At 65.3% G+C, this 17,150-nt stretch carries 14 protein-coding genes; 5 read left to right on the plus strand and 9 right to left on the minus strand.

Going from position 1 to position 17,150, the window contains the following annotated elements; translation table 11 throughout:
* Positions 1-9 precede the first annotated feature (9 nt).
* The 7 genes from addA to regB form a co-directional block, all read right to left on the minus strand.
* Complete coding sequence (addA, locus tag EV663_RS08285; RefSeq protein ID WP_132951325.1) at positions 10-3,396, minus strand: double-strand break repair helicase AddA; 3,387 nt, start codon at positions 3,394-3,396, stop codon at positions 10-12.
* Complete coding sequence (gene addB / locus EV663_RS08290; RefSeq protein WP_132951326.1) at positions 3,393-6,332, minus strand: double-strand break repair protein AddB; 2,940 nt, start codon at positions 6,330-6,332, stop codon at positions 3,393-3,395. Before addB ends, addA begins: the two co-directional genes overlap by 4 nt.
* Positions 6,325-7,017, minus strand: coding sequence for a nucleotidyltransferase family protein (locus EV663_RS08295; RefSeq protein ID WP_132951327.1), 693 nt, complete (start codon positions 7,015-7,017; stop codon positions 6,325-6,327). Before EV663_RS08295 ends, addB begins: the two co-directional genes overlap by 8 nt.
* Positions 6,999-8,012, minus strand: coding sequence for an aminoglycoside phosphotransferase family protein (locus tag EV663_RS08300; protein ID WP_132951328.1), 1,014 nt, complete (start codon positions 8,010-8,012; stop codon positions 6,999-7,001). Before EV663_RS08300 ends, EV663_RS08295 begins: the two co-directional genes overlap by 19 nt.
* On the minus strand, positions 8,005-8,505 hold the full coding sequence (gene tsaE, locus EV663_RS08305) for a tRNA (adenosine(37)-N6)-threonylcarbamoyltransferase complex ATPase subunit type 1 TsaE (protein WP_132951329.1): 501 nt from the start codon (positions 8,503-8,505) through the stop codon (positions 8,005-8,007). The genes EV663_RS08300 and tsaE overlap by 8 nt, the downstream gene beginning before the upstream one ends.
* Positions 8,506-8,547: 42 nt before the next feature.
* Positions 8,548-10,083 carry a PAS-domain containing protein gene (locus EV663_RS08310; protein WP_132951330.1) on the minus strand — a complete coding sequence of 512 codons (1,536 nt, stop codon included), beginning with the start codon at positions 10,081-10,083 and terminating at the stop codon, positions 8,548-8,550.
* A 117-nt stretch (positions 10,084-10,200) separates the two neighbouring features.
* Positions 10,201-11,598, minus strand: a complete 1,398-nt coding sequence (gene regB, locus EV663_RS08315; RefSeq protein ID WP_132951331.1) for a sensor histidine kinase RegB — start codon at positions 11,596-11,598, stop codon at positions 10,201-10,203.
* Between the two features lie 85 nt (positions 11,599-11,683).
* Here regB and EV663_RS08320 point away from each other — a divergent pair, with 85 nt between their 5' ends.
* The 3 genes from EV663_RS08320 (at position 11,684) to EV663_RS08330 (ending at position 13,263) form a co-directional block, all read left to right on the plus strand.
* The gene (locus EV663_RS08320; RefSeq protein ID WP_132951332.1) at positions 11,684-12,310 is read left to right on the plus strand and encodes an SCO family protein; all 627 of its coding nucleotides are present in this window, start codon (positions 11,684-11,686) and stop codon (positions 12,308-12,310) included.
* 69 nt (positions 12,311-12,379) lie between these two features.
* Entirely contained in the window at positions 12,380-12,934 is a 555-nt protein-coding gene (locus EV663_RS08325; RefSeq protein WP_132951333.1) for an ActR/PrrA/RegA family redox response regulator transcription factor, read from the plus strand.
* The gene (locus EV663_RS08330) at positions 12,931-13,263 is read left to right on the plus strand and encodes a hypothetical protein (RefSeq protein WP_165910160.1); all 333 of its coding nucleotides are present in this window, start codon (positions 12,931-12,933) and stop codon (positions 13,261-13,263) included. Before EV663_RS08325 ends, EV663_RS08330 begins: the two co-directional genes overlap by 4 nt.
* On the opposite strand, the gene EV663_RS08335 is transcribed toward EV663_RS08330, so the two are convergent.
* Complete coding sequence (locus EV663_RS08335) at positions 13,260-13,850, minus strand: HD domain-containing protein (RefSeq protein ID WP_132951335.1); 591 nt, start codon at positions 13,848-13,850, stop codon at positions 13,260-13,262. The two genes, EV663_RS08330 and EV663_RS08335, sit on opposite strands and share 4 nt — an antisense overlap.
* Positions 13,851-13,958: 108 nt before the next feature.
* Between EV663_RS08335 and ahcY the strand changes: the two genes are divergently transcribed.
* Entirely contained in the window at positions 13,959-15,353 is a 1,395-nt protein-coding gene (gene ahcY / locus EV663_RS08340) for an adenosylhomocysteinase (RefSeq protein ID WP_132951336.1), read from the plus strand.
* Positions 15,354-15,416: 63 nt separating this feature from the next.
* Here ahcY and trpB read toward each other — a convergent pair whose 3' ends face one another.
* Positions 15,417-16,622, minus strand: coding sequence for a tryptophan synthase subunit beta (gene trpB / locus EV663_RS08345; RefSeq protein WP_132951337.1), 1,206 nt, complete (start codon positions 16,620-16,622; stop codon positions 15,417-15,419).
* A gap of 166 nt (positions 16,623-16,788) precedes the next feature.
* Between trpB and EV663_RS08350 the strand changes: the two genes are divergently transcribed.
* The gene (locus tag EV663_RS08350; RefSeq protein ID WP_132951338.1) at positions 16,789-17,130 is read left to right on the plus strand and encodes a DUF2853 family protein; all 342 of its coding nucleotides are present in this window, start codon (positions 16,789-16,791) and stop codon (positions 17,128-17,130) included.
* The last annotated feature ends 20 nt before the right edge of the window (positions 17,131-17,150 follow it).

The following is a 17,150-nucleotide window of genomic DNA, read 5'->3' on the forward strand; positions in this document are numbered from 1 at the left end:
CCTACTCCGTCAAGGCAGGCTTGCCCGACTCAGCGCCGCCGCCGACAACGCGGACGGAACCGTCATCAATCGCCCCGCCCGTGTCCAAAGGATCGCGGTTTCGACCTCGCGGCCTGGGTAGACCTGCGCAAGTGCAGCTGCGTAGGCCCCCATCTGGCGCAACAGGCCCTCGGGCGTGTCCTCCGGCCGGTCGGGGATCAACGCGTTGGTCTTGAAGTCGACCGCCAGCACCCTGTCAGGCCCGACGATGAGCCGGTCGACGGTGCCGCGCAGCGTTCGGCCAAGAACCTGTGCGTTCAGGGCGACCTCTGCAAGGGTGCCGGGGGCAAAGACCGGGGCAAGCGCCGGCTCTGACAAAAGCGTCTCTGCCTCGGCCAAAAGGGGCGTAATCCTGTCCTCGGGGGCGGGCGGATCGCAGGCAGAAAGCAACCAGCGCGCCAGGACGGGGCGGTGCGCGGCAGGTGTCTGGGGCAGGTATTCCAGCAACAGGTGCAACCATGTGCCCCTTGCCCTGGCGGATTCGGGATCGGTATCCTCGGTTTCGCCGGGCAGAACCTTTGCCCCGCCAAGGTCCGAGGGTGAAATCGGCTCATCATGGCGATGGGGCGCGGGGGCCTTGCAAGATGCCCAATCCGGCAGGACGGGCAGGGGGGGCGCATCGCCGCCGGGCCGTATCGGTGCGGCGGTGGCCCAATCTCCCTGTTCCACCCGCAGGCCGGTGCCAAACCCAAAGTCATGCGCATGCGCGCCGCGCCGCTCCATTCCGGCGCGTATCCGGCTATACCAGTCGTCCCCCTCTTTCGAAAGCGGCCCGGCCGCCGCCACGATCAGCCATTGTTCTGCGCGCGTCATGGCAACGTATAACAGGCGTGAGCGTTCCTCGGTTTCGCGGGCAACACGGGCCTGGTGTGCGGCCTCGAGCATGGGCGGGCGGGCATCGGCGGGGGTTTTCCATACCATTCCCGGCCCGTTCAGCGGGTAAAGATGGTCGCGGATGTCAATCTTGCGCTGGGCGGTATCGGGCAGGATCACGATAGGCGCCTCCAGGCCCTTGGCCCCGTGTACGGTCATCACCCGCAACCGATTGCCGCCTGAATCGAGCTGGCGCTTTATCTCGACCTCGTCACTGGCGATCCAGGCCAGGAATCCGGTCAGCGAGGGTATTTCGACCCGCTCATAGGCCAGCGCCTGGGACAGCAGCGCGTCGATACCGTCCTCGGCCTCTTCGCCCAGCCGCGCCACCAGGCGACGGCGCCCGTCATGGCGGGTCAAGATACGCTCCAGCATCTCGTAGGGACGCAGGAAATCGGCGACAGATCGCAGGTCGTCAAGGATGGTCTTCGTGCCTGTATCGGCCCAATCGGCCTCTCGCAGGGCCTCTGACAAGTAGCGCGCCCCGCGCTTGGCCGCCAGCCGGTAAAGCATCGCCTCGTCCCAGCTAAAAAGGGGCGAGCGCAGGGCACAAGCCAGCGACAGGTCATCCTCTGGCAGCGCAAGGAACGACATCAATGCCGTCAGGTCGCGCACCGCCAGTTCGCCACCGATCTTGAGCCGGTCCGCGCCCGCGACTTCTAGACTCTCGGCCTTGCAGGCGCGGATGATCTCGTGAAACAGGGCCGAGCGGCGCTGAACCAGGATCAGGAAATCGCCCTCTGACACGGGTTGACGCGTCAGCCGCCCGTCATGCGATTTTTTCAACAGGGTCTCGCCCCTGTCGATCATCGCCCGGATTTCCTTGGCCAGCCGTCGGGCAAGTTGAACGCTGTGATGGGTATCGGCGCGGCTGTCCACGGGGTCGGCCCAATGGCCAGGCTCGGGGGGCGGGGTTTCCTCGATCGCAGGCCAAAGGTCCACCCGCCCTGCCAATTCTGCCTGAAAGGCCAGGTGCCGCATGTCCTGATCAAGGCCGTCGCGCGTGCCGGGAGGAAAGGTCTGATCCACCACGTCCAGGATCGCGGGTGCAGAGCGAAAGGAATATTCAAGGCTCAACGCTTTCAGCGATCGGCCGATACCGTTCAGCCGTTCGGAAAAAACCTGCCTCATTCGGTCGAACCCGTCAGGATCGGCCCCTTGGAATGAATAGATCGACTGTTTCTTGTCACCGACAACGAAAATCGTCCGCTCGACATCGGCGCGGGCGCCTTGCCCGGCGGTGAATTCCTGTGCCAGCAACTCGATCACTGCCCATTGCGGCGGGCTGGTATCCTGGGCCTCGTCCACCAGGATATGATCAAGCCCGCCGTCCAGCCGAAACAGAACCCATTGCGCAACGCCGGGATCGGTCAGCAGGGCGCGCGCCTTGAGGATCAGGTCGTCGAAATCAAGCCAGCCGAGAGCCTGTTTTCGCGCAGCGTAGCGCGGCAGGAACACGCCCGCAAAACGGTGCAATGCCAGCGTTCGTTCGGCTGCGGCCAGCGCCAGGCGCTGCGGGCGGGCCGTTTCCACCCGGCACATCAGATCCTCCAGCGCGGTCAGGTCCGGGCCCAGCGCCGTGCGCGTGTTTTTGGTAGGAAAGGCCCCGATCTTGGCCGAGAAAGGCTCTGACTTCGTGGCGGACGCCCCGTAAAGGAATGGCCCCTCCAGCGCCTCCAGCACACCAAGGTCGGGCGCGTCGAAATCCAGCGCGGCCAGTTTCGCGGCGTCCTTCTGATCGGTCTTGGTCCCGGCGCGCAGCGCCGCGATCACCCGGTCCATCAGCGCTGCCTCGTCCCCCTGAAACACCCCCCTCAGGATCGCCCCCGTATCCGTTCCCCGCGGCAGGCCAAAGGCGGTCCAGATCGCATCCGCATCCACGGGCAGGGGGATCGTGTCGCGGTGGCTGGCGATCTCGGCGGTCAGCCCGGCCAGGTCGTCGCCGGTATATAGCCGGGCGAGCCCATCAAGGGCCGGGCGATCCGGCCCGTCCGCGATGTCTTCGATGATTTCTGCGCGCAGGCGTTTCGCGGCGCGGCCGTCCATTTCGATGAACTGGGGCGATACGCCGGATTCCAGCGGAAAACGCCGTAAAAGGCCCGCACAGAAAGAATGGATAGTCTGGATTTTAAGCCCGCCCGGCGTCTCGATGGCGCGTGCGAAAAGGCGCCGGGCCCCGCGCAGGGTGGCGGGCGCGATAGGGCCGTCCATCCCCAGAAGGCGCAATTCTTTTCCCAATGCGTCGTCTTCCAGCATTGCCCAACCGCCCAGCCGCTGGAACAGGCGGTTCTGCATCTCGCTGGCGGCGGCCTTGGTATAGGTCAGGCACAGGATGCGTTGCGGCGCCACACCGTTCAGCAAAAGCCGCGCAACGCGGTCGGTCAATACCCGCGTCTTGCCTGAGCCCGCATTCGCCCCCAGCCAGGTCGACTCGGCGGGGTCGGCGGCCTGTACCTGACGCGTGCTCGCCGGATCGCGTCTCATTGTCCGACCTCCATCGGTTGGGCGGGGTCGGTTTCATCCCATTCGCCATGGCGCGACAGCAGGTCGTAATCGGTCACGTCCTCGCGCCGTTGCAAGCGGGCGCGTGCGGTATAGCCCTGATCGGGCTCGCCATAGCGTGCGATCAGGGTTGTCAGCGCCTCCCAGGTCTGGGTGGTCAGGTCGTCTGCCAGCGGGTTGGTCACGGTTTTCGGCGGATTGCCCAGCCCGATATAGGCGACGTGATCCACCGGGGCCGGGGCGATGCCCTGGAAACCGCCGCGCTCGGCGATGCAGGCTTCCAGCAGGAGCTGCTTGTCGAACAGTTCCATGGATTTCAACGTCGGTGGCATGCCAGTCTTGTAGTCATAGACGATCAGGCCACCATCCGGTCGCAGGTCGATCCGGTCGGCCTGCGCGGTCAGGGTGAAGCCGTCGGGCAGCGCGACCCGCCCGTCGCGTTCGCGGGCCACGCAGCGGGCCTGCGCCTGGCGCGCGATCTCGTCCTGCACGAAATGATCGGCCACCCGTGCCATCCTGGCCCGCCACAAAACCCGCGCGGCGGGCCAGGGGGCGTGCCCGGCCAGGACGGTGTCGGTCAATGCCATCAACCGGTCGCGCGCCTGGGCCGGGTCAGGCTCGATCGGGCGGTCGAGGAAGATTTCCAGAACCTTGTGCAGGATCGTTCCGCGTAGCGGCGCATCTGCCTCTTGCACCAGGGGGTCCAGCGGGTTGAGGCGCAGGATATAGCGGGCATAAACCGCGTAGGGATCGCGTATCAGGCGTTCCACCGCCGTGACGGAGAGTTGCCGCGGCCGGTCGGATAGCGGCGGTCGTGGCGCGGGGCGTGGCGCGCGCGGCAAGGCCATGTCGGGGCGGTCCAGCATCCGCGCCCGCGCCAGCCAATCCCGCCCGCGCGCCCGCATTGCCCCGAGCGCGTCTGGCCCGCCCTGTCCGGGCAGGCCGGCCATCAGGTTCGTCAACCGGTTCAGCCAACGCGCCGGAACGGTCTGGGCCTCGGAATCGCGGACCGCGCGCGTCAGCACCACGCGCGGCGCGGCGATGGCCTGTTGAAAGTCGTGGGCGGCCAGTCCGATCTGGCGTTCGGGCAGCAACAGTCCCACATCGGCCCGCATCTGGCGGTTCAGCCACGGGTCGGGGGCGGGCGCCTTTGGCCATGTGCCCTCGTTCAGGCCGGCCATGATGACAATGTCGGCCCCTTGGACGCGGGCTTCGAGCGTGCCCCAGATCATCACGTCCGGGTGCGCCCCGACCGGGTCCCGGACATCGTATTCCTGCGCGATTCCGTGGAAAAGGTCACTGTATTCCGCCGGCGTCATCGTACCGCCGGCACTGGCCTCGGCCAACAGCGCGTCACAGGCATTGCGGGCCTGTTGGCCGGCGGATTCGGACCACAGCGCGCCGCTGCCGGCCACGTCCGGCCCCGCGGCAAGGCGTTCGGCCAGGGCAATGTGTCGTGCAGCATGGGTCGACAGGGGCGCGGCGCACGAGTCTCCGAGCCCCGAAAGACATGCGGCCAGCCACCCGGCCCAGTCCGCCCGCCCGTCGCCGGGCCCGGTTGCGGCCCAGCCGGTCAGCGCGGCGCCGTCCGGAAAGGCCGGCCCGTTCCGGCGCAGCGCCAGTTCCAATTCGCGCGTCCAAAGAAGATGCTGCCCGCGCCCCGCGCTGCCAGAGGCGGTCAGCGGGTGTTTCAGCAATGCCAATAATGCGCCAATGGTCAGTTTTTGCCCGAACAGTGCCGCAACCTGACGCAGGAAACGCCCCGGCGGGGATAGCGGCAGGGGCAGGCCCGCGCTGTCATCGGGCCGGATGCCCCAACGATCAAGCGCCGCGGTCACCTGCCGGGTCAACATTCGGTCAGGCGTAATCAGTGCGGCACGCGTCTGCGTTTCGGCCGCCTCGCGCAGGATCAGCGCGATCGCGGTGGCCTCGGCCCGAGGCGATGGCGCCTCGATCAGGGTCAGATCGGCGGTCGCCGCCACCAGCGTGGGCAGGGCGGGGCCTTCCTGCATCCACTGGTCGGTGACAGGGGCCGGGCGCAGGGCCAGCGAAACCAGCCTGTTTCGAGCCTTGCTGGGGGGCTGTGGCGCACCGGGCCAAGGCTGAACGGCGTCGGGCCCGGTCTCCAGCATGTCGAACAGCCGCCGAAACCGGAATTGCGGGTGATCCTCGGCGGTCAGCACATCCTCAAGCCGGTCCCAGACCGCCCCCGGCATGTCGAAGTCATAACCGGGCAGGACCACCGCGCCCCGTGGCAATCGCGCCACCGCGGCCATCAACAGCGCAGTTGCCCCGCGCGACCCGGTAGATCCCGCGACGATCACCGGATGATCGGGTGGTGCCTCTTGCCACCGCGCCGCAAGTCGTTCTGCCGCGAGACGCTGGCGTGCCCCCGCGCCCGGATTGCGCGAAAGGTCGGTGCCAAGATAGGTCTCGACAAGCGTCACGAATTCCCGCGCTCGCGCCCAATGAGCAGAGAGGTTGCCCATGTCGAGATCATGAAGCCTGCCCGGCTCGACGCCCTCGGACTGCATCTCGTCCATCAACTCGGCCAGGCTGTCGGCGAGTGTGTAAAGAGAGCTGCGCGGGGCAAGATCGGGCGCCTTGTCCAACAGCGCGGCGACAAGACGGGCGAGGTCAAGCCGACGGCGCAGGGGCGGTGCCGGCGGGGGCAGGTCCGCCAGAATCGGGTGGTTTGCCAACTCTGTCACCAGGCGGATACGGGGCCACAGCCGCGGTGGACCGCCCGCCAAAAGATCCTGAAGCCGGCGGCGCATCCGCTGGGTGTTGATCCAGATCTCGACCTTGGCCCAGTCCTCGGGCGGCTGGTCGACAAGGCTCTGTTCCAGCCCGATCAACAGCGCGCGGGGAAAGTCCACACCGGGCGGCAGCCCGAACAGGCGCGGCGCCTCACTCATCGCCTGCCCCCGCCAAAAGCTCCTCGGCCTGGGCGATCCCGCCGGGATGCCCGACATCGCACCAACAACCCTGGTGATACGCGCCAAAGAGCCGTCCCTCTGTCAGCATCAAGTCCCACAGCCGGTTCAACGAAAAGGCCCGTTCTGATATGGTATCGAGACGATCGGTACGAATGATCTGGGCGCCCGAATAGACGGCGCCGGGACCACGGCGCAGCCGCCCGGCCGCGTCGAGCGTGAAATCGCCCTTGTTGGCATGGCCGTGCGCCCGCGTCTTTGGCACCAGCAACAGCAAGCCGTCCATCTGTTCGGGCCGCCATGCTGCAAGCAATTGCGCCAGGGGATTGGCCCCGGTCCAGATTGCGTCACTGTTCAGGCTGAAAACTGGTCCTGGGCCGAGCCACGGCAGGGCGTGGCGCAGGCCCCCGCCGGTGTCCAGGATATCCGGGCTTTCGTGCGAAATGACGATGCCGCGCCTGTTGGCGAGATGGGCGTGGACCTGGTCGGCGAGGTAATGGGTATTGACCACGACTTGCGCGATCCCGGCCTCTTGGCAAAGGTCCAGAGCGTGGTCGATCAGAGGCCGTCCGGCCACGGGAACCAGGGGTTTCGGGCGGGTTCGGGTCAGATCGCCCATTCTCGTCCCGAACCCGGCGGCAAACAGCATCAGGGATGTGGGGTGCATCGGTGGGCAATCCCCTGGCAAAGTGTCCATGTCGGCTCGGGCAGGTTGTGCAGAACGCGCGCGCGCAACTCCACGAGGTCGGGATGGGCAAGATCGCGCATCAGGTGGCCCCAGACGCGTGGCATCAACGATAAATAACCTGGCTTGCCGTCGCGCAGGCAAAGCCGCGCGAAAACCCCGAGAATTCGAAGGTTGCGCTGGGCCCCAAGCAGCGCGTAGGCGCGGACAAAGCTCTCGGGGTCGGTGTCGCTGGCCGTGATGTAACGGTCCAACATCTGGGCCTGCAAAACCGGCGAGACATCGCGGCGCGCATCCTCGAGAAGGGACACGAGATCATAGGCCGGATGACCAACCATGGCGTCCTGGAAATCCAGAAGCCCCACGCGCGCCGCGCCGCGACGGTCCGGCAACCAGATCAGGTTCTCGGCATGGAAATCCCGCAGAACCAGGACCGAGGGTGTCGCGTGCCGGGTCAAAAGAGTCTCTATTTCGGCACGAAACGCGACCTTTTCCTCGTCGGGTGCAGGATGGCCTATCGCCGGCAAATACCACTCGAACGGCAGGCAGGCGAGCTCCGCCATCAATGGCGCGCCGTAGGCGGCAAGATTGGCGGGTGGCGCGGCGCGATGAAGCCGGGCCAACAGGTCGACGGCAGATGCGTATAGCGCGGGCTCGGCCTCGGGATCGTCCTGGGTGACACGGGCGAACAGCGCATCGCCCAGATCCTCAAGCAAAAGGAATCCGGCCTCGGGATCTTCGGCCAGGATTTCGGGCGCTGACAGGCCGAGGCCGTGCAGGTGGCGCGCAATGGCGATAAAGGGGCGCACGTCCTCGCCGCGGTCTGGGGGCGCATCCATCAGCACCGCGCCGCCGTCCCCCGGCCCGCCGGTCAGCCGGTCATAGCGGCGATTGGATGCGTCGCCCGCAAGTGGCGCGCGATTGGCCGCGCCCCAACCTGCGCGATCCAGAAAGGCGGCGATACTGCGCTCAGCCATGGGTGACGCCGCGCGCCAGGGCAGGGGCAAGCCGCGTTGACCAGTCAGGATCATCAAAGCTGAACGTCGCGATGCGACTATCCTCGGTCGGGCCCTGCGCCAGCCGCAGGGTCAGCGCCCCCTCGGGCGCCAGATCGCCCAGCCGGTCGGGCCACTCGATCAGGCACAGCGCGGTTGAAAACGCCTCGTCCAGACCCAGTTCCAGCACCTCGTCGGGCCTGGTCAGGCGGTAAAGATCGGCATGCCAGATTTCCAGCGGCCCGGCGGCATAGGTCTGGACCAGCGTAAAGGTGGGCGAGGGCACGTCCTCTGGGGCGGTGGCGGCGCGGGTCTGTGCGGCATGAATAAGCGCGCGCGCCAGCGCGGTCTTGCCCGCGCCGATCGGCCCCTCGATAAGCAGCGTGTCGCCCACGCCAAGGATGCCCGCCAGGGCATCGGCCAGGGCGCGGGTCTCGACCTCGTCGGCCAGGGTCAGGGTGACGGGCTTTGGCATGGCCCGAGTTTTATCGTTGCCCGCGCCCCCTGCAAGGGCCGATCAGCCGGTGGCGCGCGAAACCGGCAGGGATGCGCGGGCCTCGGCGGTGACGGGACGGAACCCGACCAGGACCGCGCCCCCCGCGATTGGCGCGACCCGGCACCGCAGGCGCAGCCCGTCACGATGCACCATTTCGCCCGACCAGCTTTGGCGGCGGCGGATCTGACGGCCGAGGTCGGGGGCCTGGGCGCCGTTTTCGATCGGCAGGCATTGCGCCTGCCACAAGGCGGTGGCCCCTGCGATATCGCCCGGCCCCAGCAACAGCATCTGATCGTCGCCCCAGAGGTCGGAATAGGCTGCGTTGGACAGCGTCAACAGGCCCCCGGTCGAGAATACCGCAATCGCCTCGTCCAGACTGTCGATCACGGCCTGTCCGGTCTCAAGCTCGCTTCTGAACCGGCGGGTCAGGGACATCTCGGCGCTGATATCCTCGATCAGAAAGGCGACCGCACCATCGGGATGCGGCCGGCCGGTGATGCGGTAAACCTGCCCCGAGGGCAATGTCCAGGTGTCGGAATAGACCCCGTCCGCCGCGTCGCGTTCCAGCCGCTCGATGGCCTCGCGCCAGGTACGGTAATCCTTGGGTTCCGGCATCATGCGGTTTTCGCGCAGATGGTCCAGCAGGTTGCGCAGGCTGGGCCGGGCGATCAGGAATTCGGGGTCCAGGTTGAACAGCTCTGACATTGCCGGGTTGAACAGCACAAGTTCGCGCGCGCGGTTGAACACGGCCAGGCCAATCGGCAATTCGGCAAAGGTCTTGGTCAGCGTCTGCATGAAATTGCCAAGCGTGGTTTCAGCCCGCACCGCCGCATCGGCCGGCAGTGCGCAGTGAACCGCCGCGGCGCCGGACCCGGTCGAGATGCAGTCATACCAGTGCATGTCGCCCATACCGTCACGCAGCGCCGCCCGGATCGGCCCGACAGCCTGTGGAAACAGCGCGGGCAGGGGCCAGGACAGGGGCGTTTCGGCCTCTGTTTCATCGTGGATCAGGCCGATATAGGCGCGGTTTGCCCAAGTGATACCGTGTTCCGTGTCGCCCTGCCAGACCGGGATCGGTAGCGCGTCGGCCACCGTGCGATGCGAGGCCAGTTCCTCGGTCAGGGCGGAAAGATCGAGATCGCTTGCCGCGTGGGCACGGGTCGCCGTGCGCGGTATCTGAAGCGTGATCCGGGCCACCCCGTTCAGCCATGTGGCGCCAAGTTGGGCGTGGCCGCCCGCCTCTGTCATGAAGGCGCTGCCATCCTGGGCCAAGCGTGCCATGCGCTGTGCAAAGCCGGGAAAGCGAGGCGCCAGAAGCGCGCATAGCCGCTGCCAGTCTGACAGGCCGACGGGCCCGTCGGCGATGAAACGCAACGCTTCCGGCGTGGCATCAAGTAGCGTTTCATCATCGAAAAGAAACACCATTTCCATTGCCGGGCGCGCGGTTGACAGCATGTGCCGCGCGCGTGGCAGGTATGGCAACAACAACAGCGCCGCAACCACAGAGCCTAAAGAGGTCGCTGCCAGAACCAGCGCAAATGCCCAATCCAGATCCATCCCGATCCTATCCAAGGTCCTCTACCCCGGCTCGATCAGGACGAGAAAAAGTTAACCTTGGGTTAATCAAGAGATAATTAAATCGCCTTTAACGCGAGTGATTGCTTCCGGTCGTGTTCAGGCGTCGATCGGGACGTTCTCGCCCAATGCGGCAAGCTGGGATTCGGGGCTGACGCCGATCCTGGCGACTGGCCATTCGACCTCGACAACGGCGCCGCGCCGTTCATTCCGGGCAATGCCTGTCACCACGGGATCAGACCCGTTGGCAAAGCTCAGCCGTGCGCCCGACCGTTCCAGCAACGTCTTTGCGATGAAAAGGCCAAGGCCCATCCCTTCGTATTCGGGCCGCTCTTTCTGCGGTACTTCCGGGCCGCGCCGTTTGCGCACGAAAGGATCGCCGATCCGGCCCAAAAGGTGCGGCGGATAGCCCGGCCCGTCATCCATGATGCGGATCGTGATGTCATGGCCCGACCATTGTGCCACCACCCAGACCCGCGTTTCGGCAAAATCCACCGCGTTCTGGATCAGGTTGCGCAGCCCGTGGATGATCTCGGGGCGACGGTGGATGACGGGCATCCGGCTGCTGCCGCCATGGATCGGCTCGGCGGTAAAGACCACTTCCTTGCCGCGGTTGCGATGGGGCTCGGCGGCCTCGTTTACTACCGCCTCTAGTGGCGCGGTGCGCATATGCAGGTCATCCTTGCCCGCCCGGCCCATCGACCGCAGGATATCGCGGCACCGGTCGGCCTGGTCGCGAATGAGTTCGACATCGTCGCGCTGGTCCGGCCGGTCCGACAGATCGTCCAGCAATTCGGAACTGACCAGCTTGATCGTGGCCAGCGGCGTGCCCAGCTCATGCGCGTAGGCGGCCACAACGCCACCCAGGTCGGTCAGCTTCTGTTCACGTGCCAGTGCCATTTGCGTGGCCAACAGGGCCTCGGACATCTTGTTCATCTCTGACGTCACGCGGCCGGCATAGAGGCTCAGAAACGAGATTCCGATCACCATCGCGACCCAGAACCCGAACAGGAAAATGTCGGGCAAGGCCAGGATCGTGCCATCCGCGCGCACGAGTGGAAGGTGATAAAACGCTACGATGGTGACAAGGACATAGGCCACATGCGCGAGAAACAGGGTCGATCTTGGCCCAAGTGCGGTGGCCGATATCGTGACCGGCGTCAGGATCAAAAGTGCAAAGGGATTGTTCAAACCACCCGTCAGGAACAACAGTGCCGCAAGCTGGACCACGTCGAACAACAGTGTCAGCATTGTTTCTGTTTCGGAAAGACGACGGTTTTCGGGATAGATCGCCGCGGCAATCACATTGGCCAGAACCGCGGTTGCCACGACCAGCAGACACAGGCCCAGCTCTAGCCTGATGTGGAAATAGAACTCGGCTACCGCGATGGCGACCAGTTGCCCTGCCACGGCGGCCCAGCGTAACAGCGTCAGCGTTTGCAGCCTGATCCAGTGGCTGCGCTCTGTCGGCGTGGGAAGGCCGGCGGTTTCGGGCATGGTCACACCTGTTGGCAAGGTTTACCCTTGTTAATGCGCGCCGTTCGACCGATCAATGCAAGAGGACCAACCTGCGAGAGGTTCCATGACGCGCGGCCTGATGACCGCCCTTGGCCTGGGGGTCGCCGTGGCGGCCCTGGCGGGGCTTTATCTTTCGGGTGTTCTTTCCCCCGGCAGGGAAGATCGTTTTGCCCGGTGCCGTACCGACCAGTCCGCGATTGGCGGGGGGCAGATTGGCGGTCCCTTCTCTCTGGTCAGCGAGACCGGCGAGGCGGTCACCGATGCCGATATCATTATCGGGCCGACGCTGATCTATTTCGGCTATACCTTTTGCCCCGACGTCTGCCCGCTGGACAATACCCGCAACGCACAGGCGATCTACCTGCTGGACGAACGCGGTTATGACGTGACGCCGGTCTTTATCTCTATCGATCCGGCACGCGACACACCCGAACTTCTGGCCCGGTTCACCGAATACATGCATCCGCGCATGATCGGGTTGACCGGCACGCCAGAGCAGGTGGCCGCGGCCAGCCGTGCCTATCGCACCTTTTTCAAGGTTCAGGACCCCGACGAGGAATATTACCTCATCGATCATTCGACGCTCAGCTATCTCGTGGTGCCCGGCCTGGGTTTCGTCGAGTATTTCAAGCGCGACATGACGCCCGAAGAGATGGCCGAGCGAATTGCATGTTTTGTCGATTCGCTATGAGGTAAATTGACCCGCTGCGCGTAACGTCCTAGAAAACCGGGAACAACAGAACAAAGCTGGAGGGTGCCCATGGCCGACCGCGAACTGAAAGAGATCGGGGAAGACCCGTCTCTGTTGATCGTGGACGATGACGAGCCATTCCTGCGCCGGCTTGCCCGCGCGATGGAAAAGCGCGGCTTTCAGCCCGAAATGGCCGAAACCGTCGCTGCCGGAAAGGCCATCGTGACCGCCCGCCCCCCGGCCTATGCGGTAGTCGATCTGCGGCTTGAGGATGGCAACGGCCTGGACGTTGTCGAGGTGCTGCGCGAAAAGCGGCCCGATGCCAAGATCGTTGTTTTGACCGGCTATGGCGCGATTGCCACGGCGGTTGCGGCGGTAAAGGTAGGCGCCACGGATTACCTGTCGAAACCCGCCGATGCGAATGACGTGATGGCCGCGCTCTTGGCCGATGGCGAGGCTTTGCCGCCGCCGCCGGAAAACCCGATGTCGGCCGATCGCGTGCGCTGGGAACATATCCAGCGCGTCTATGAACAGTGCGACCGCAACGTGTCAGAAACCGCGCGCCGGCTGAACATGCACCGCCGCACCCTGCAGCGGATTCTGGCCAAACGCAGTCCGCGGTGAGGCGGGGGGCCGCCTTGCTGGCCCTTGTCGGTCTGGCGGCCTGCGCCCCGGTACCGCCTGACCGGACCGGCGTTGCCTTTCGTCCCGATGCCGGTGGCCTCGCGGTGCCCGAAACCGGGCGGCGTGTCGATTTCGGGCGGGCCCCGGCGGGCGTCGTCGCGCCCTTGACCCGCGAGCTGGGCCCCTTTGACCCCCTTCCGCTTGCGACCTGCCCTGACGCGATCACGCAGCGCCTGCGCTGGGGCGATCTGGAACTGACCTTCACGCAAGAACGGTTTGTCGGCTGGCGGCAGGGCGCCGAGCGGGCCGGGCAGGTCTGCGGCGGCTAAAGCTGCGCCAGCAGAGCGGCATGGCGCGCGGTGTAGGCGGCGCGCACCTCGACCGGCGGCCGCAAGTGGAGGGCCAGCCCCTCGATCAGCTCGGGTTTCGGTTTGCCGAAAAAGCGGTTGGCCTCGGCCACGTCGAACCCCGCGATCTGCGTGGCCTCCAACCAGGCCGACAGCTTGTCGGCGCGCTTGATCTTCTGTTTTACGGTGGCGGGCACCTTGGCGGGCAGGCCGAACCGGATATGGATCGCCGCCGACAGCCGGTCGTCGAGCCGTTCGTATTCCGGGCCCACCGCCGCCTTGACCGGGGAAATCATGTCGCCAATCACGTATTCCGGCGCATCGTGCAACAACGCGGCCAGCCGCCATTTCACCGGTGCAAGTGGGTCGATCCGGGCATATATTTCCTCGACAAGCAGGGAATGCTCTGCCACCGAATAGGCGTAATCTCCCCGCGTCTGCCCGTTCCAGCGCGCGACAAAGGCCAGCCCGTGGGCGATATCCTCGATCTCGATATCCACCGGGGTCGGGTCGAGCAGGTCCAGCCGTCGTCCCGAAAGCATCCGTTGCCATGCGCGCGGTTGTTTCATTCCAAGCCCCCCTCGCCCGCCGCTTGCCACGGGACGCGCGCATTGTCGAGCCGCCGCCTTGGTGCTAAGTCCACCACCAACCGCACAAACACGCAGGAGAGCGGCGCCATGGCGCAGGACTATATCGTAAAGGACATTTCGCTTGCAGGCTTCGGCCGCAAGGAACTGGATATCGCCGAAACCGAGATGCCGGGCCTGATGGCGCTGCGGGCCGAATATGGCGACGCTCAGCCCCTGAAAGGCGCGCGTATCGCCGGCAGCCTGCACATGACCATCCAGACCGCCGTGCTGATCGAGACCCTGACCGCGCTGGGCGCCGATGTGCGCTGGGCCTCGTGCAACATCTTCTCCACCCAGGACCACGCGGCCGCCGCGATCGCCGAGGCCGGCGTGCCGGTCTTCGCCATCAAGGGCGAAACGCTGGAGGAATACTGGGACTATGCCGACCGGATCTTCCAGTTCCCCGAGGGCGGCGCGAACATGATCCTCGACGATGGCGGCGACGCGACTCTTTACATCCTGCTGGGCGCGCGCGTCGAAAACGGCGAGGACGATCTGATCGCCGTGCCCACCTCGGAAGAGGAAGAGGCGCTGTTCGCCCAGATCCGCAAGCGCATGGCCGAGTCCCCGGGCTGGTTCACCAAGCAGCGCGACATGATCAAGGGTGTCAGCGAGGAAACCACCACCGGCGTGCATCGCCTGTACGAGCTGATGAACAAGGGCCTGCTGCCCTTCCCGGCGATCAACGTGAACGACAGCGTCACCAAGTCGAAATTCGACAACAAGTACGGCTGCAAGGAAAGCCTCGTCGACGGCATCCGTCGCGCCACCGACACCATGATGGCCGGCAAGGTCGCCGTGGTCTGCGGCTATGGCGATGTGGGCAAGGGATCGGCCGCGTCGCTGCGCGGTGCCGGCGCCCGCGTGAAGGTGACCGAGGCCGATCCGATCTGCGCGTTGCAGGCCGCGATGGACGGGTTCGAGGTCGTTCTGCTGGAGGACGTGATCGGCAGCGCCGACATCTTCATCACCACCACCGGCAACAAGGACGTGATCCGCATCGAGCATATGCGCGAGATGAAGGACATGGCGATCGTCGGCAATATCGGCCATTTCGACAATGAAATTCAGGTCGCCGCGCTCAAGAACCACAAGTGGACCAACATCAAGGACCAGGTGGACATGATCGAGATGCCCTCGGGCGCGCGGATCATCCTGCTGTCCGAGGGGCGCCTGCTGAACCTCGGCAACGCCACCGGCCACCCGTCCTTCGTGATGTCGGCCTCATTTACCAACCAGGTGCTGGCCCAGATCGAGCTGTTCACCAAGGGCGAGCAGTACGAAAACAAGGTCTACATCCTGCCCAAGCACCTGGATGAAAAAGTTGCCCGCCTGCACCTGGACAAGATCGGCGTGAAACTGACCCAACTGACCCCGGAACAGGCCGCCTATATCGGCGTGACGCCCGAGGGGCCGTTCAAGCCGGAACATTACCGTTACTGAAACGCGGCTCTGTTAACCGCCGCCGCCGCCCGGCCTATCCGGGCGGCGGTTTGCGTTCCGGGGTTACAACCCCTCGCCCATCCCGAAGGTGTCGACCACATAGTCGATATCCTTGTCGCCCCGGCCGGACAGGTTGATCAGGATCGACTTGCCCGGATGGTTCGCCGCCTCGCGCATGGCAAAGGCGACGGCATGGGCGGATTCCAGCGCGGGAATGATCCCCTCGTGCCGCGACAGGGCGTAGAATGCCTTCAACGCCTCCTTGTCGTCGGCGGCGGTGTAGGTGACGCGCCCGGTCTTGTGCAGATGGGCGTGTTCCGGGCCGACGCCGGGGTAATCCAGCCCCGAGGCCACGGTATGCACCGGCGCCGGTTCGCCGTTCTCATCGGTCAGCACCAGCGTGCGGAAGCCGTGGATATCGCCGTCATGGCCATAGGTGATCGTCGCCGCGTGATCGCCCAGGTTGGACGACGTGCCGTGCGGTTCCACGCCGTACAGCGCCACGTCATCGTCGATGAATCCCGAAAACAGCCCCAGCGCGTTCGATCCGCCGCCGACGCAGGCGGCGACCATGTCGGGCAGTTCCCCGGTCATTTCCAGGAACTGCTCGCGCGCCTCGACGCCCACGACATGCTGAAAGTTGCGCACCATCATCGGGAAGGGGTGCGGCCCCACCACGGACCCGATGGCAAACAGCGCCGTGTCGGCCTGTTCCAGATAGCTGCCGAAACAGCTATCCACCGCCTCTTTCAGCGACCGCCCGCCGAAGGAGACCGGCACGACCTGCGCCCCCAGAAGTTTCATCCGGGTGACGTTCGGCGCCTCCTTGGCGATGTCGATCTCGCCCATGTGGATTTCGCACTCCATGCCGAAATAGGCCGCCGCCGTGGCCAGCGCCACGCCGTGCTGGCCCGCGCCGGTTTCGGCCATCAGCTTGGTCTTGCCCATGTATTTGGCCAGCAGCGCCTCGGCCATGCAGTGGTTCAGCTTGTGCGCGCCGGTGTGGTTCAGATCCTCGCGCTTGGCATAGATCTGCGCGCCGCCGCACATGGCGGACAGGTTCTTGAAATGCGACACCGGCGTCGGGCGGCCCTGGAAATGCTTGCGGATATAGCGCAGCTCTCGGATGAATTCGGCCGATTTGGAAATCGTTTCATAGGCCTCGCGGATCGCCTTGAAGTGGGGCTCCAGCGGCGGCGGCAGCATCGCGCCCCCGTAGTCCCCGAAATAGCCGTCCTTGTCGGGCATGGACTTGAGATAGGCCGTCATGGTGTCCCTTTCCTGCTGATCGGTCATGCGGGATTTGAGGGTTTTCCGTGCCGCGGCTCAAGACGCGAAAGCGACACAGGCCGGGTGGTTTTCCCTTTGTGGTTAAACGTATTGCCCCTAAAGTCTTGTCATTGCGAATGGCTCTGGTTCGAGTGAGGGAGAGAGAATGGGCAAGCAGGACGACCTGATCGAGAAATACGCGCATGATCTGCGTGAAAAATGCGGGATAGAGCCCGATATGGACCTTTTGCGCAAGGTCACCATCGGATGTGGCCCGGCGATCTATGACCCCGATGCCGAAACCGTCGCCGCAACCCAGCCTGCGGAATTGGAAACGGTCAAACAGAACTTCCTGATCAGGAAGCTGGGCCTCGCCGACGGCCCCGAATTGATGGAGGCGATCGACGCGGTGATCGAGATCTACGGTCGGTCCGAGAGGAACAAGTACCGTGCCGTGGTCTATTACATGCTGACCAAGCATTTCGGCAAAGAGCACATCTACGGCTGATATAGGTGCACGGCATTTGA

The organism is Rhodovulum bhavnagarense (assembly GCF_004343505.1).
Lineage (GTDB): Bacteria > Pseudomonadota > Alphaproteobacteria > Rhodobacterales > Rhodobacteraceae > Rhodovulum > Rhodovulum bhavnagarense.